Here is a 15,927-nt window from a genome sequence, read left to right on the forward strand (position 1 = left end):
ATAGTAATGTGCAGGCTCATTTCATATGCCAGTAGCAAATTAAAAGAATCTTGGAGAATCTATTTGTTTTGCTTTTCCTTTTGAATTTCCACTTTTATCGTTCTTAGCATTTGAATTTTTACCACCTCTGCCCAAATAAAATTTAAGTATCACCTCATGGGAACCCTGATTAAATTCTCCTAATGCATTTGTGTTATAGTCATAAGAGTAGCCTATGAACGTATTGTTTGATATCTGAAATCCTGCCAAACCACTAAATGCATTTTCTACCCTGTACGACACCCCGGCCGTAACCATATCGGATATTAAAAAATTAGCGGAAACATTTACATTAAGGGGGGCCCCGGATAACGAATTGATCAAAAACGCAGGTTTAAATTTTAATCCATCGGAAAGATTAAATACATAACCTCCAATAAAGTTAAACTGAATCTTATCATCTACCACCGAAGCTACCTCATCATTATATACGCCTTCCGTAAGGAAATTGGGAATTGAGGCACCAAGATACCATGCATCACCATACATGAAAAGACCGGCACCTACAGTTGGGTAAAAGTTATTTATGCGTTCCAAACTTAAGGGCTCTCCCGGATTTTCAAATGTACCTTTACTAAAATCAACATTTAGAAAAGAACCGCCCAAGTCCATACCAAAAGATAGTTTGGTGTTATCCGTCACCTTTACTTGATATGAATAGGAGAGATCTGCATAGGTTTGGGACATAGGTCCCAATTGATCATTTACAATATTTATTCCCAACCCCATGGTCTCATTGCTGAACGGAAGGTTTGCCCCAAAACGCATGGTTCTTGGAGCCCCAGGTATATCGATCCACTGTGCCCTATACAATGCAGCAAGTTCTGCAGTTTCAACGGTTCCAACATAAGCAGGATTAAAACTACCTATATTGTACATATATTGTGTATACTGAGGTTCCTTTTGCCCATATGCGGCAGTCGTAACCAAACAAAGGAACAAAAGCAAACAAGGTATAAAAGTATATTTCAATGTTTTGTATATTTTATGCATAACCGCTTTTATCTGATCAATTGAATCCAACCTTTCTCCGTTACCTCATCACCATTATTAATCCGATACTTCATCACATAAAAATAGGTGCCTTTTGGTGCCTCTTTACCTTCATAAGTACCGTCCCAAACATCACCACTATTAGCATTTTGAACCTCAAATACCTGACTGCCATAGCGGTCAAAAATAACAATACTATAAAGTATGTCAACATCCAATCCCGTTTGTGCATCCTCTAAATTAATACGTAATATTTCATTCTGTCCATTACCGTTAGGCGAGAATTGATTATACAAAAATCCTGGTGATGCTTCTGTCTTTTCAACTATGGCAACACGTACCGTTTCTGAATTATTGGTAGCATCACCATCCCACGGCGATGATCTTACTAAACTTGCCGTATTTCCTACTTCCCCTATTTGTGTAACTTTAACCGTAATAAGTAAAGTAGCGGTCTCGTTCCTTGCTAACTCCGGTATTGTCCAGTCCCCGGAAACTTCGTCAAAAGTTCCTATTGTCGTACTTGATTCTATGAAATTAAAGTTGGCAGAATTAGGGTCAAATGTATCGTTAATGACAATTTGAGAAACAACACCTTGCGTAACTTCATTATTCGTTGATTCGTTGGTAACCGTAATTTTATATACAACCTCATCGTTTACCAAGGCAATGTCGGGAGCAGCACTTTTGGTTACGACCAAATCTACCCCTTCTATAATCATTGTCTCTATAATTACTGGATCAGAAATATCATTGTCCGGATTATCGTCTAAAGGAGTGGATTCCAATAGTTGTGCTGTATTGGTATAATTATCCCCTTCTATTACCGTCACTACAATATCCAAGGTTGCTGTTCCTAAGGCAGGAAGATTTTCAATAGCCCATTCCCCCGTAATTTCGTCATAAGTTCCTATGGATGCGGACTGAGAAACAAACTCGAAACCATTTTCTAACAAGTCTCCCACCTTTGCACTGTTAACGATTTTATCCGTTAGGTTGTTTACTGTAATCGTAAAAGTGACAGTATCGTCAATAATTGCATCAAATACATCTGCTGTTTTTGTAATCTCTAAATCAATGGGGCAATCCACACTTGAATTATCCGGAATACAGGGATTTTCGTTGGCGGGATCTTGTTGATCGTTAACACCATCACCATCCGAGTCCAAAACATTGGAATCCAGTGCATCTATGATACCATCGTTATCTTCATCTAAGGGATTGTTAAAATCTGTACCAGCCTCAACACCATCTTCTATACCATCACCATCGGTATCGGGATTATTTGGATCAGTTCCCAACGCTACCTCTTGGCCTGTTACGAGTCCGTCCAAATCATCGTCCGTATTGCAATCACTTACAGAAATGGTGACCTCTACTGTTTCTACCGTACAGGGTGCAGTAAATTCGGTAGTGGTAAACGTAAATACATAATCCCCAGAAATTCGTCCATCGAAGTCAATTTCATTATCACTATTGATTGTGATTGAATTAGACAAGTCTGTTGTTACACTCCAAACACCAACGGTAGCACCGGTTAATCTATCATCCAAATCGATAAGCGTTGGACCATTGGTGGCAACATTACAAGCCGCACCATTGGTGGCAGTTCCAGTTGAACTGGCTTCTCCAACTAAAGCTGTTACTTCCTGTCTGTCGGAAGTACAATTATTTTCCAATGCCGCTACGTAATATGTAGTTGTACTGGAAATCACAGGAGTAATAAAGTTTTCACCGGTAAAAAGCGGGGTATCGGAATCTATAGCAGCATACCAGACCAAAGAAGCTGCGCCACTACCTTCAGCAGTAAGCGTCACAGTGCCCGGACCACAGCGCTCCCCATCCGTAAAACCAGTTATTGTAGGGCTCGTATTAAGGATTAACTCTACTTCGATAACACCACTGGCACAATCATCGGAAAAATCAGTAGGTGTTCCATTATTATTCAGGAAAAACCCAAAATAAGAGCCATCGTTAGGTGGATCTGCTACTTGAGCAGGAGCTAAATAGGCATTTTCATTCAATGGATTTGAAAGGGTACTCCAAGTGAGCACAGTTCCAGCAGGTGCTGGCGTATTCGTATAATCGTTTAAACTGACATCGATTACATCACAAAATGATGTGGAAACACTAGTATCTAAAATGGGCGCGGGCGCACAATTATCATCGTCGTTTATACTACCGGTGGCAGTACCTCCGCTAGCTAATGTAACTGCTGGATTAGTTGGAACTGCTAATTGTACTGTGAAATCTTCGGTCTGCTCCAGTATTTGGTCGTCTACTATGGATGCGGTTATAGTCTGTACCTCACCAGCATCCCCATCAAATGTCAACACACCGGGTATACCCGTAAAGTCGGTACCTCCTCCGGTAGCAGTTCCATTCGAAAACGAATAGGCAACTGTAAATCCGCCAACCACCTCTATGTCCAGGGTTACATCGAACACCAACTCTCCAGAGGTAACATCCTCGTTTTCTGCCTTATCGGCAATGGTAAGAATAGCGATATCGTTGTCAATATTTGTTACTGTAATATCAGCTACAGCGGCACCGTTGAGTGCGTTATAGTTTGCATCACCTGAAGTCACATTTCCTGTGTTTATGGTGTAGCCTACGTTCCCGTCCACAATGTTGTCATCAACGCCGGTTACCGTTACTGCGGTATTGGTATTCCAATTGCCAGGTGTTTTTATTACAGAAACAGGCACTGTCCCTTCACTCACATCATCGCTGGAAAGTGCAATAATTACATTAGCCGTTGGCTGACTGTCCAATGATACCGTAAATGTAGCAGTTCCCCCACCTTCGTTCGTGTTTCCATTGATTGGCGAAATATTAACGCCAACTGCATCGTCATCTTCATTAATGACGGCTACATTTGCTGCTGCAGCACCGCTCAATGCGTTATAGTTTGCATCCGCAGAAGTAATATTTCCGGTCACTATGGTGTAGCCTACGTCTCCGTCAACAATGTTGTCATCCACACCTGTTACCGTTACTGTAGTATTCGCATTCCAATTACCCGGGGTTTTTATTACTGAAGTAGGCACTGTCCCTTCACTCGCATCGTTGCTGGATAACGCAATAACTACATTAGCCGTTGGCTCACTGTCCAATGACACTGTAAACGTAGCCGTTCCCCCTGCTTCATTCGTGTTCCCACTGATTGGCGAAATGTTGATGCCCACTGCATCATTGTCTTCATTGGTTACTTGTAAATTAGGAATTGAACCACCGACCAAAGCATTATAATTGACATCGAATGATGTTACATTGCCAGTAACTATGGTATAGATAACGTCACCGTCAACTAAATTATCATCCACGCCGGTTACCGTTACGATAGTATTGGTATTCCAGTTACCAGGCGTTTTTGTTACTGAAGCAGGCACTGTCCCTTCACTCGCATCGTTGCTGGATAACGCAATAAATACATTAGCTGTTGGCTGACTGTCCAATGATACGGTAAAAGTTGCCGTTCCTCCGGCCTCTGTCGTGTTACCACTTATTGGCGAAATAGTGATTCCAGCCACATCGTCATCTTCATTAGTTACCAGCAAATTGGGAATTGAACCACCTCCAAATGCATTATAATTAGGGTCGGCTGAAGTTGCGTTACCGGTAACTATCGTATAGATAACATCCCCGTCAACTATATCGTCATCCACACCGGTTATAGTTACTTGAGTGTTAGCATTCCAATTACCAGGTGTTTTTGTTACTAAGGCAGGCACGGTCCCTTCACTCGCATCACCACTGGATAGGGCAATTAACACATTAGCTGTTGGCTGACTGTCCAATGTTACTGAAAACGTGGCTGTTCCACCAGCTTCAGTGGTGTTGCCACTAATTGACGAAATATTTATACCTGCGGCATCATTGTCTCGAATTCTACCTCTGGCATCCCCGCCTCCCGAGAGCCCCACACCATTAGAGGGAGCGCCTAATTGAACAGTGAAGTCCTCATTAACCTCATCGACAAAATCATCAGTAATGGGAACCGTAATCGTTCTAGTTTCACCATCAACTCCGAAAAAAAACAATGCAGGACCTAAGGAATTGTCATAATCAACTCCGCCAGTAGCAGAAACATCAGTAAAAGAATAATTTACAGAAGTACCTCCTGGTACATCACCATCAAGGGTAACTGTGAAAACCATATTACCCACATCTTCATCTTCCGTAATGTTTTCTATTGAAAGATCCTGCCCATAACCACTAAAACAGTACATGAAAAACACTCCAAAAAATAATAGTTTTTTAAGAGTATTTAAAAATGAAATCGGCAGCGTATACATTCTATTCTTTTTCATATGTTTTTTTTGGAATAAATCATACTAGAAACAGCAGTAACCCAGTATGTTTACGTCAAAAATCAGGAAATCAATATTACTAAAAAAAAACACCTAAACCATTACATATCAGGTTAAAAAGCAGTATTTGGGTTGAAGTGCAAGTTTTATGGGAATCGTGCTATTCCAGTATGGGAGATTGGGTTTGTGCTGTGGGTGCTATTTTTCTAACTAAGCCCTGCAAGACCTTTCCCGGTCCTATTTCGGTAAATACAGTGGCTCCGTCAGCTACTATGTTTTGAACGCTTTGTGTCCACTTCACTGGTGCAGTTAGCTGTAACATTAAGTTGTTTTTAATCTCATCGGCATCAGTTACCGCTGTAGTTGTCACATTCTGATAGATAGGACAAGTCGGAACACCGAAGGTTGTGGCTTTAATTGCAGCCGCCAATTCCTCTCGGGCAGGCTCCATCAACGGGGAGTGAAAAGCGCCACCAACGGGCAAAACCAATGCTCTCCGAGCTCCTGCTTCTTTCATTTTTTCACACGCGGCTTCAATGGCACCTATTTCTCCTGAAATTACCAACTGGCCAGGACAATTATAGTTTGCCGCAACCACGATACCTGGTGTATCCACACATACTTGCTCTACAATGGCATCATCAAGACCTAAAACAGCAGCCATAGTGCTTGGCTGAACTTCGCAGGCCTTTTGCATGGCCAAAGCTCGTTGTGAAACTAATCGTAATCCATCTTCAAAGCTTAAAACTCCATTGGCGACCAAAGCCGAAAATTCTCCAAGGGAATGTCCTGCCACCATATCTGGGGCAAAAGAGGCTCCCATAACTTTACTCAGAACTACGGAATGTAAAAAAACCGCGGGCTGCGTAACTTTTGTCTCCTTTAATCCTTCAGGTGTTCCGTTGAACATGATATCCGTAATAGAGAATCCTAAAATATCATTGGCCTGATCGAATAATTTCTTCGCAACTGGATAATTATCATAAAGATCTTTGCCCATTCCTACAAATTGAGCTCCTTGACCGGGAAATATATATGCATTCATGTGTTCTAATTTTTGTCGGACAAAAATAAGCATATATTATTGATGTGCAGATATAGATGAAAATCTAACAAGTTACAACACTAGGCTGTTGTTATAATCAAATTACTTCAAACCGTCATCTTCCTTAAACCAACCGGAATACATAATATATGCTTCCGCAATACGGTTTATTTCCCCAGAACTTAATTCGGGACTAATATCCTTTATCTTTTTGGCAGGCATACCTGCAAAGATACTTCCTGATGGGACATGGGTACCCTTCGTTAAGACCGCACCAGCAGCAATAATACTATTGCTTTCTACCACACAATCATCCATGATGATACTACCCATACCCACCAATACATTATCCTTGACGGTGCATCCATGTACAATGGCATTATGTCCTATGGACACATTATTACCGATAACAGTAGCGGATTTTTTGTAGGTGCAATGGATTATAGCGCCATCTTGAACGTTCACCTTGTTACCCATTTTTATATAGTGCACATCTCCCCTAAGTACCGCATTGAACCAAACACTGCATTGATCTCCCATACTTACTTCTCCAACTATGGTTGCATTTTCTGCAATAAAACAATCTTCACCGATTATGGGCGATTTACCCCGTACTGCTTTTATCATATTTCAAACTTTTTATATCACAAAATCTTATCTCATTCAGAACATTTCTACTTCTCTCACGGGCATTACAGACCATCAATCATAAAAAGACAGAAAGGCTTTCTTTTTAGATGCGGATACCAACAATTCCTTTCCATTGGAAACCACCACACTACCACCTTTCCCTTTTCGATACTTCACCACTTCATTTACGTTCACCAAGTACGATTTATGAATGCGTGCAAAAGGGAAGTCCGCAAGGGCATCCTCAAAATACTTTAAGGTTTTACTAACCAGTATCTTTTTATTTTCCAAGAAGATTTCGGTGTAATTATCATCTGCCTTACAATACAAGATATCCTTTACGTTTAACACCTGAAAACCATCTTGTTGTGGCAAAGTTAACTTCCCTTCTATTCCTTTTGCTTTGGCGTTTAAGACCCCTTCCTGCAAATTCACCTCTTTTTGCTTCACTTCAGCAACATAGTCCACCGCCTTGATCAATTCATCTATATTTATAGGCTTCATTAGGTAATACGCGGCATGCTCATTAACGGCATCCTTGGCATAGTGATCGTATGCAGTAACAAACACAGTTTCAAAGTTCCTGTCCGGAACTTGATCTAGAAGGTCAAAGGCATTTCCAAACGGCATTTCCACATCCAAAAAAATCAAATCCAGGTTATTATTATGGATTAGCTGCAAACCTTCCTGAATCGAAGAAGCCTCCCCGACCAAGTTAACCAGAGGACAATACTTACCAAGGTAGTTTCGTAAAATTTCCCTACTATTGGCCTCATCTTCTACGAGTATCGCATTTAGACTCATCTATCTTTTTTTAAGGTGAAAACTACTTTTGTTCCAGAACCGTCCTTCTGCAAATCGCCTATCGTAACGGCTACTTTGTTCTTATGCATATCATTTAATATGGCAACACGCTGTTCTATATTCCCCATACCCTTGGACCTTTGCTTTTTCTGATGTTGCGTCTTAAGCTCCGCAGACCGCTTTCTTCCGATACCATTATCTGAAATACATATTTCTAAAACATTATCTTCCTTTGACCGAACATCGACCTCCAACAACCCTTTTTCTTCTTTATATCGAAGCCCGTGCCAAATTGCGTTTTCTATATAAGGCTGTAGTAACATGGGCGGGATCTGAAAACTAGAAACATCTAACTCCTCATCTATGTTTATTTGGTAATCAAATTTCTCGGGAAAACGGGAATGTTCTAATTTCATGTATAATTCCAATAAATTCAACTCCTTTGAAAGCGGGATAAAGTCCTCTTCTGAATTTTCCAGTACGGAACGCATTAAGGTTGAAAACTCACTTAAATATCTATTAGCACTGCGTTCATCACTCTTTGCAATAAAATTGTTTACCGAGTTAAGCGCATTGAAAATAAAATGTGGATTCATTTGAGAACGCAAAGACTTTAAGGCTAAGAGATTATTGGCCAACTTTTGTTGTTGATTGCTCCTATAAAAAAAGAAGGCAGCCAATGCGGTGAGTACTAATCCAAACACTAATGAATAGACTACCCATCTTTGATTCTTATAACTTTCCTCGGACAATTCTTTTTGGGTAAGGGCCAAATCGTATTTACTTTGGGAAAGTTCCCGTTCCTGCTCTAAACCTGTAATCCTACTTTGGGTAGATGAGATTTCCCTATTAAAGCGCGCTGCCCTGGAAATCTCCTGCTCCTTGCGCACGTACAATGTATCTACCAGTGCCACATAGTCTTGGTAGGTTTCTAAGGCCAAATTAAAATCTCCCCTATATTCATAAACTTCCGATAATTTTCTAGTAGCATCTTTCTGTACCAACAAATCATCTTCAGAGCCAGCTTCTACGATACTCTTTTCAAGGAACGGAATTGCTTCATTGTACTTGTCCTGTGAAATATAGGCATTGGCAATCTTATAGTTGATCCGTTGCGTGGTAATCGTATCGCCCAATTCCTCTTTTAAAATCTGTTTCTTTGGAGCTGTATTTAATTTTTCTAACGTCGCCAAACTATTTTTTCGCATGGCAATTTCCTCAGTAAACTGACTCTTCTTATTGTAAAAATCAGCAACTTTTTCCTCTTCTTGTAATGCCCGTTGCGGTGCCATTTTATTTGCCAATTGCAAGGAATTATCATAATATGCTTCTGCCTCTATAAGCTGATTGCCTTGTGCGTATGCATCAGCTATCTTTGAAGTAAGGTCTGTCATTTTAGGCGCAATCTGGTTTTTAGTGGCCACGACCAATCCTTCGTTATAGAACAAGACTGCCGTTGCTATATCATTACCTCCTTTTTTAGCATCTCCCAGCAGTTCATACATGGTCACCCTTTGATAAGGCAACATATTCTTGAACTCCTTAAGGGGTTCCATTACTTTTTCAACCTCGCTAAATTGTTTGGTTAGGGCATAGGCTTTACCCAACAATAAGGATGTTTCTATAGTTTTGTTTGCATCTAAGGCATCCTCAAAATTATCGACGGCTAAATCGTATTGCTTGTGAAAAAGGTATATCTCTCCTAATGTGGTCAAGGACTTTGCCAGCTCCTTTTTGTTTCCGAGTTTACCGAGCTGGGCAATAGATAGGGCTACAAAATCGATACTCTTAGCAATATCCGTTTTTTTATAAGTTGTGGCAGAATCCAAATAGGCTTGATGCCTAGTGATAGATGATCTTGACGTAGAAACAACGGACTTTTTTTCTTGTTTAGGGATATAATTCTCTACCTGAACCAAAATATCATCTTTACTCCTAATTCGAAGCCTTACGGTTTCAAAACCTAAATCTTCAATGGTAAGTAGCTCCCCTGTCGTAGTAATTATCTCAAATTCTCCTAAGCCATCGGTAAAGGTTTGCCTTCCTGAAGATGTTGTTACCACAACTCCAGAAATAGGAGAACTGTCATCTTTCAACTGTACGCTTCCCTTAAGCTTAAATTGTGCGCCTGTGGTAGTATTCTGGGAAAAACCCAAAAAGCTCCCTAAAAAGAAAATGACTATTATACGATATAAGTACTGTTTCATCTTTGTAAAAATAAGCTTCCGGTTGTGTTAGTTGGAATCACATAACCCAACCTTGCACTCTGTTAGCACTGTAAACATAGCGGATTTACGCGGCACAAAAAAATACGTAAACACCTCTAATTCCATATTAAAAGCACAAACAACGTCTTTTACGAACCCAACAGGCTACTTTACGCATCCAAACATAGACTAGGCTCAATTTCGGTATTTTAAGAACTAGTTTGATTTTAGATTTACCCTCGTAATCTTAAAGCAAATAGAATGAAAAAGCACAAAACAATAATCACGGCAAGTCTAATATGTTTATCCCTGACCATGGCGTACAGTTGTGATCTAAAACCAAAAAACCTAGGTGCAGAAAAACCTACTATAGCACACTCGGTAGCGCCGCTTATAGAAAAACCAAAAAACAATACAGTTAAAATAGCCCTACTATTGGATACCAGCAACAGCATGGACGGTCTCATTAACCAGGCAAAGTCTCAACTTTGGGATATCGTGAACGAATTTACACATGCAAAATGTGGAACCGATAACAGACCGGAGCTGCAGATTGCGATTTATCAATATGGCAACGACGGATTATCAGCCAGAGAGGGATACATTCAACAGGTACTCAACTTTAGCAGTGACTTGGATGAAATATCGGAGAAACTCTTTTCATTACGCACCAATGGAGGTGAAGAGTATTGTGGTGAAGTAATTCAGACATCCTTAAAACAATTGGAATGGGGAAAAAATCCAGATAATCTAAAAATGATATTCATTGCAGGTAACGAGCCCTTTACCCAAGGAAAATTGGATTATAAAGACGCAGCAAGTAATGCCAAGGAAAAAGATATTATTGTAAACACTATCTATTGTGGCAATTATCAGCAAGGTGTACAAAGTGATTGGAAAACTGGTGCGGTACTTACCGGTGGCGAATATATGGCTATTGACCACAACCAAGAAGTGGTACATATTAAAACGCCATATGACGACATTATCATAAAACTAAACACAAAACTAAATGGAACTTACATCTCGTATGGCGCGCTTGGAAACTCCAAAATGAAAATGCAATCATTACAGGACAATAATGCTATGGAATTGGAAGCAACTGTGGCTGTTAAAAGAGCCGTTAGCAAGAGCTCTAGATTATACAATAACAAAAACTGGGATTTGGTAGACGCCCATGACGATAAGGATTTTGATGTAAACACGCTTAAAAAAGAGCAACTACCCAAGATACTGCAAGGAAAGTCTAAAAAGGAAATAACCAGTTATATTGAATCTAAAAAAACCGAACGAAAAGAAATACAAAAAGAAATACAAGAATTAAATGAGAAGCGAGAAGCGTATATTACCCAAAACAAAAAGAACAATACTAGTGGGGAATTGGAAAACGCAATGCTTAGTGCCATTAAAAAACAGGCTAAAGTAAAAAATTACCGCTGGGAGTAAGAAAAAAACTAATTCACAAAGCCTTTTTCGAATTGAAAAGGGCTATTTTTATTGTGCGGCCGGGCAGTAGCAATCGTACTTACGTTCTTTCTGTCCAAAGTCGTACCCAAGGGTAATTTGATGAAAACCACCATTAGAAAAACGGATATCGCCCATTTGATACGAATAATTGTATGACACCATAAAGTTTTTGATATTGGCTCCTACGATTGGCGTAATTAACTGTAAGCGTTGTTCGCCAAAATCGGTTGCAGTTTGAAATTGGGCACCATCAAAACTGCGTCTGTAGGAGAGTCCGCCCCAAACCCTGCCAAAATCAACATCTTTATACACTTTTGCATTAATGTCTATCGTCTTTTCTTTGGTAAAATCAGTTAACTGAAAGAGAATAGAAGGTTCTACCTGCCATTCACTCCGGCCAAAAATATATCCTGCGGAGACCAAATACCTTCTAATATTGTCGATAACCAATTGATTGGGGTCGTCTGCCCTATCCCTATAGTAAACGTTTCTTTGACTACCTAGCGCATTAATAATGGCAACATGGGTATAAAATTCTTGAAAGTTATAGGACAGTCCCAAATCTACATTGTAATAAGAGGCACTTAATTTTATTCCTGCCACAGATGGATCAGGGATTACCGATCTAAACTCGGATTCATCCAAACTACTTTGCAAAATAGTACCACTTAATCCAAACGACAGCTGATTTAAGACCCTAACATCATCACCACCCATTCGTAAATGGTGTGCATACGTTAATTTCATTCCTGTCTGGGAGTGATAGCCATTGGCATCGTTAAATACTATAGCTCCCACACCGCTGGGACTATCCCCCAATCTAAAATGAGCATTTACTGTTTGTAAACTGGGCGCATCATCAACATCAAACCACTGCTTTCTTGCCGTTGCGCGTATCTTGCCTCCCTGCCCTATTCCAGCCATGGAAGGGAATACCAAATAATAGTTGTCCGAGAGATAATCAAAATACACAGGTATTCCTTCCTGAGCTTGAGACTTTATGCTAAAAACCAGAAAGGCAACTATCAATATTATTTTATATCTCATCTTGGAAAATATGGGGTTTGCTTCGAAATGAGCCGAACATAATGTATAACGCCATAACCATAACAATATTATGTGGTACTAAACTTAGATTTCCTTTGTATTTTTGTGCCAAATAGAATTCTTTTCGACTGAGTTGTTTTAAGGAAGAAATTACTCCAAAAAACACAAGGACGAAAAAATCTGAAAAAAAATCGACAAATGAAAGAGTACTCCATAACCGTTTCGGGAACCAAAAACCCCAGCATTATAAAGTTCGAGGCCAACCATATTCTTGCCAATCGTAAAAATTATGAATACAAAAATATCGATGATGCCAAAAACTCACCTTTAGCACAGCAATTATTTCATCTACCTTTTGTAAAAACCGTCTATATCTCTGGCAACTTCATAGGTTTGGAACGCTATGGTATTGTACAATGGGAAGATGTTAAGGATGAAGTTGCCCAACAATTGGTAGAATATTTAAATGCCGGCGAACCAGTTGTAATCGAAGAAGATACTGATAAACCTATTCCTGTTACGGTGTATGCAGAGGTGACTCCAAATCCGGCTACCATGAAATTTGTAGCGAGCAAAAAAATTGTAGCCGGGGCCTTTGAGTTTAAAAACATTGATGAAGCTAGGGATTCTCCACTAGCCATGGCCCTCTTCCAATTCCCCTTTGTAAAACAAGTGTTCTTGGATGATAACTATGTATCTGTTTCTAAATATGAAGTAGCGGAATGGGAAGATATTACCATTGAGCTAAGAGAGCTGATACGAAACTTTATTGCAGACGGAAAGCAAATAGTTGCCGATCAGGCAAAAGCCGTTAATGCAGTGGAACCGCCAAACACCAAAGACGCAGTGCTAGCCGTTGATTTGGATGACACCTCTCTGGAAATAATTGATATTTTGGAAGAATATGTAAAACCGGCCGTAGCCAGCGATGGAGGAAATATACTTTTCAAATCCTATGAAGCGGATACCAAAAAAGTGAACGTGGTTTTGCAAGGCGCTTGTAGTGGCTGTCCTTCCTCTACTTTTACCTTGAAAAATGGCATAGAGACCATGCTTAAAAATATGATGGGCGATAAAGTTAACGAAGTCGTTGCTATAAACGGATAAATGCGCTCAAAGCTAAAACGTTGAGGTATTTTTTTGTATTTTAGAGCAAACACTAAATAACACTAATTATGGCAGTTTTAAAAGTAATAGAAGTTTTAGCAAATTCCGACAAAAGTTGGGAAGACGCAACAAAAAAGGCAGTTGAGCACGCATCAAAATCAGTGAAGAACATCCGTTCTGTTTATATCAATGAGCAAAGTGCCTCTGTTGAAGATGGTAAAATGAATGAATTTAGAGTGAACGTTAAAATTACCTTTGAGGTCAAATAACGCGAAATACAGTTTGATAAAATAGCGCCATTTTGGCGCTATTTTTTTAAATATAAACATCCCAATTCTTATTTTACCCTAACTCCTCGGTTACTTTCTGTGATAACTATAAACCCAATTTGTCTCATTGTCCATAGTACCCAAATCAAATGAAGCACATTATAAAAAGGTGATACTAATTTAGCAATTACACCAAATTCAATTCTCTCGAAGTTAAGGCCAAAACACTACTTAAATTTTTAAGCGAAATAGGCTATCACATTTAACACAGACAGTAAAAGTATTGACCCTTATGACACCTAAGCGTCTGCTTTTATTGCAGTTTCACTACCTTCGTTCCTAAATTAGAAAAGCTAACTTTATCATAATTATTCATGGAAAAACTTACAAATTACGAGGAACATATAGATAACTTTATCACATGGTTCTGGGATGCCTTGCCTAACCTAATTATGGCAATTATCTTACTATTGGTGGGAACCTATCTCATACGTTTTATTAATAGAATGGTACGTAAATTCTTTAAAGCAAAGGACTACGATCCATCACTAGAATCGTTTACTCAAAGCTTAATTTCCATAGGATTAAAGATTGTACTTTTTGTCATCGTTATTACGCAACTAGGCGTGCAATCATCTTCGTTAGTGGCCATTATCGGTGCTGCTGGTTTAGCTATAGGCCTTGCGTTACAAGGTTCTTTATCCAATTTTGCCGGAGGCGTACTTATTCTCCTATTTAAACCATTTAAAGTCGGCGATTTCATCACGGCTCAAGGTGTAGATGGTACGGTTAAAGAAATATCAATTTTTACTACAAAGGTGAAAACATTTGGAAACCAAATTGCCATAATTCCTAACGGTCAGTTATCCAACAATAACATTATAAACTATAATGCGGAAGATACCAGACGTGATAAGATAGATGTGGGCATTGGATATGGCTCCAATATTAAAAAAGCAAAAGATATAATGTTATCCATTTGCGCAGAAAAGGATACTATTTTAAAAGATCCAAAACCTGAAGTATATGTAGGTGCGCTTGCAGACAGCTCTGTAAACCTCACCTTACGATTTTGGGCGAACAACGATGTTTTCTGGGCAGCTCATTTTCATGTTCTAGAAGAAATAAAGTATCGATTTGATGCCGAAGGAATAGAAATTCCGTTTCCGCAACGTGTTATGCATCAAGTTAAATAATAAAAAAAACCATTTATTCTATAAAAGCTCTCGGATAACACCATATCCTTGAGCTTTATTTTTTCTTGGTCTGTAGCATAAAATCTTTGAGGTAGTAGGGCTCAAAATAGGCCACATCTTCAAAATCTTTTTTCAAGTATTTTTGATGCGACAATAGCGCCATTTCCTTTGAAGATGGTACACATGTGGTATCGTACGAAATTGGTCCGCCGTAAAGGGTTTCCTTTATTTTTTGGGCACCGCTACCCAAGATATGAACGGTTTTATTTTTAGTAAACGAATCAAAGGAGTGTAAATCAATTATTTCAGCTTCTGTGTTTCTGATTTGAGTTAAATCACCGTCAAAAACTGCAGAATAGACCTCCATTCTCCTGGCGTCTAGGACAGGAATAATATAGTCGTAAGCACCTTTAACCTGACTCGCAAGACTGGTCAAGGTAGCAACTGAAATTAAAGGCACATCCAAGGAAAAGCACAAACCCTTAGCCGCAGAGACACCAATGCGAAGACCCGTATAGGATCCAGGGCCTTTACTAACGGCAATGGCATCTAATTCGGATAAGGATACATTAGCTTCTTCAATACATTCCAATATAAATATATGAAGCTGTTCCGCATGGGAGTAGTTGGGCGTATTGTTTTCCTTAAGCGTTATGACTTTCCCGTCCTTGGCTACACTTACGGAACAGTTGGTGGTAGCAGTTTCTAAATTCAAGATTAATCCCATATACCAAAGGTATAGATTAGCCATAACAAGAAAAAGCCTGTAAATTTTAAATTCACAGGCTTTGTACTAGTAATTGAGTTAGT

General features: G+C 39.4%; 12 protein-coding genes. 4 read left to right on the forward strand and 8 right to left on the reverse strand.

Annotation, left to right across the window (positions count from 1 at the left end; all coding sequences use genetic code 11):
- Window positions 1–39: 39 nt before the first annotated feature.
- The 6 genes from MS6x_RS06035 to MS6x_RS06060 all read right to left on the reverse strand — a co-directional run bounded on the left by MS6x_RS06035 (window position 40) and on the right by MS6x_RS06060 (window position 10,031).
- Window positions 40–1,011, reverse strand: coding sequence for a PorP/SprF family type IX secretion system membrane protein (locus MS6x_RS06035; RefSeq protein WP_482606065.1), 972 nt, complete (start codon window positions 1,009–1,011; stop codon window positions 40–42).
- A gap of 29 nt (window positions 1,012–1,040) precedes the next feature.
- Entirely contained in the window at window positions 1,041–5,345 is a 4,305-nt protein-coding gene (locus MS6x_RS06040; RefSeq protein ID WP_482606067.1) for a Calx-beta domain-containing protein, read from the reverse strand.
- Between the two features lie 160 nt (window positions 5,346–5,505).
- Window positions 5,506–6,390, reverse strand: coding sequence for an ACP S-malonyltransferase (fabD, locus tag MS6x_RS06045; RefSeq protein ID WP_482606069.1), 885 nt, complete (start codon window positions 6,388–6,390; stop codon window positions 5,506–5,508).
- A gap of 102 nt (window positions 6,391–6,492) precedes the next feature.
- On the reverse strand, window positions 6,493–7,017 hold the full coding sequence (locus MS6x_RS06050) for a gamma carbonic anhydrase family protein (protein ID WP_482606070.1): 525 nt from the start codon (window positions 7,015–7,017) through the stop codon (window positions 6,493–6,495).
- A 75-nt stretch (window positions 7,018–7,092) separates the two neighbouring features.
- Window positions 7,093–7,824 (reverse strand): LytR/AlgR family response regulator transcription factor, encoded by a 732-nt coding sequence (locus tag MS6x_RS06055; RefSeq protein ID WP_482606072.1) that lies wholly within the window; start codon window positions 7,822–7,824, stop codon window positions 7,093–7,095.
- On the reverse strand, window positions 7,821–10,031 hold the full coding sequence (locus tag MS6x_RS06060; RefSeq protein WP_482606074.1) for a tetratricopeptide repeat-containing sensor histidine kinase: 2,211 nt from the start codon (window positions 10,029–10,031) through the stop codon (window positions 7,821–7,823). The genes MS6x_RS06055 and MS6x_RS06060 overlap by 4 nt, the downstream gene beginning before the upstream one ends.
- A gap of 261 nt (window positions 10,032–10,292) precedes the next feature.
- Between MS6x_RS06060 and MS6x_RS06065 the strand changes: the two genes are divergently transcribed.
- On the forward strand, window positions 10,293–11,477 hold the full coding sequence (locus MS6x_RS06065) for a vWA domain-containing protein (protein WP_482606076.1): 1,185 nt from the start codon (window positions 10,293–10,295) through the stop codon (window positions 11,475–11,477).
- A gap of 48 nt (window positions 11,478–11,525) precedes the next feature.
- Here MS6x_RS06065 and MS6x_RS06070 read toward each other — a convergent pair whose 3' ends face one another.
- Entirely contained in the window at window positions 11,526–12,545 is a 1,020-nt protein-coding gene (locus MS6x_RS06070) for a PorP/SprF family type IX secretion system membrane protein (RefSeq protein WP_482606077.1), read from the reverse strand.
- Window positions 12,546–12,743: 198 nt separating this feature from the next.
- Here MS6x_RS06070 and MS6x_RS06075 point away from each other — a divergent pair, with 198 nt between their 5' ends.
- From MS6x_RS06075 to MS6x_RS06085, 3 genes are all read left to right on the forward strand, one after another.
- Window positions 12,744–13,652 carry a NifU family protein gene (locus MS6x_RS06075; RefSeq protein WP_482606078.1) on the forward strand — a complete coding sequence of 303 codons (909 nt, stop codon included), beginning with the start codon at window positions 12,744–12,746 and terminating at the stop codon, window positions 13,650–13,652.
- Window positions 13,653–13,720: 68 nt separating this feature from the next.
- Window positions 13,721–13,921, forward strand: a complete 201-nt coding sequence (locus MS6x_RS06080; protein WP_482606080.1) for a dodecin family protein — start codon at window positions 13,721–13,723, stop codon at window positions 13,919–13,921.
- Between the two features lie 374 nt (window positions 13,922–14,295).
- Window positions 14,296–15,117 carry a mechanosensitive ion channel family protein gene (locus tag MS6x_RS06085; RefSeq protein WP_482606081.1) on the forward strand — a complete coding sequence of 274 codons (822 nt, stop codon included), beginning with the start codon at window positions 14,296–14,298 and terminating at the stop codon, window positions 15,115–15,117.
- Window positions 15,118–15,172: 55 nt separating this feature from the next.
- Here MS6x_RS06085 and tsaB read toward each other — a convergent pair whose 3' ends face one another.
- Window positions 15,173–15,844 carry a tRNA (adenosine(37)-N6)-threonylcarbamoyltransferase complex dimerization subunit type 1 TsaB gene (tsaB, locus tag MS6x_RS06090; protein WP_482606083.1) on the reverse strand — a complete coding sequence of 224 codons (672 nt, stop codon included), beginning with the start codon at window positions 15,842–15,844 and terminating at the stop codon, window positions 15,173–15,175.
- Window positions 15,845–15,927 lie beyond the last annotated feature (83 nt).

This window comes from Maribacter sp. MS6 (assembly GCF_056839185.1).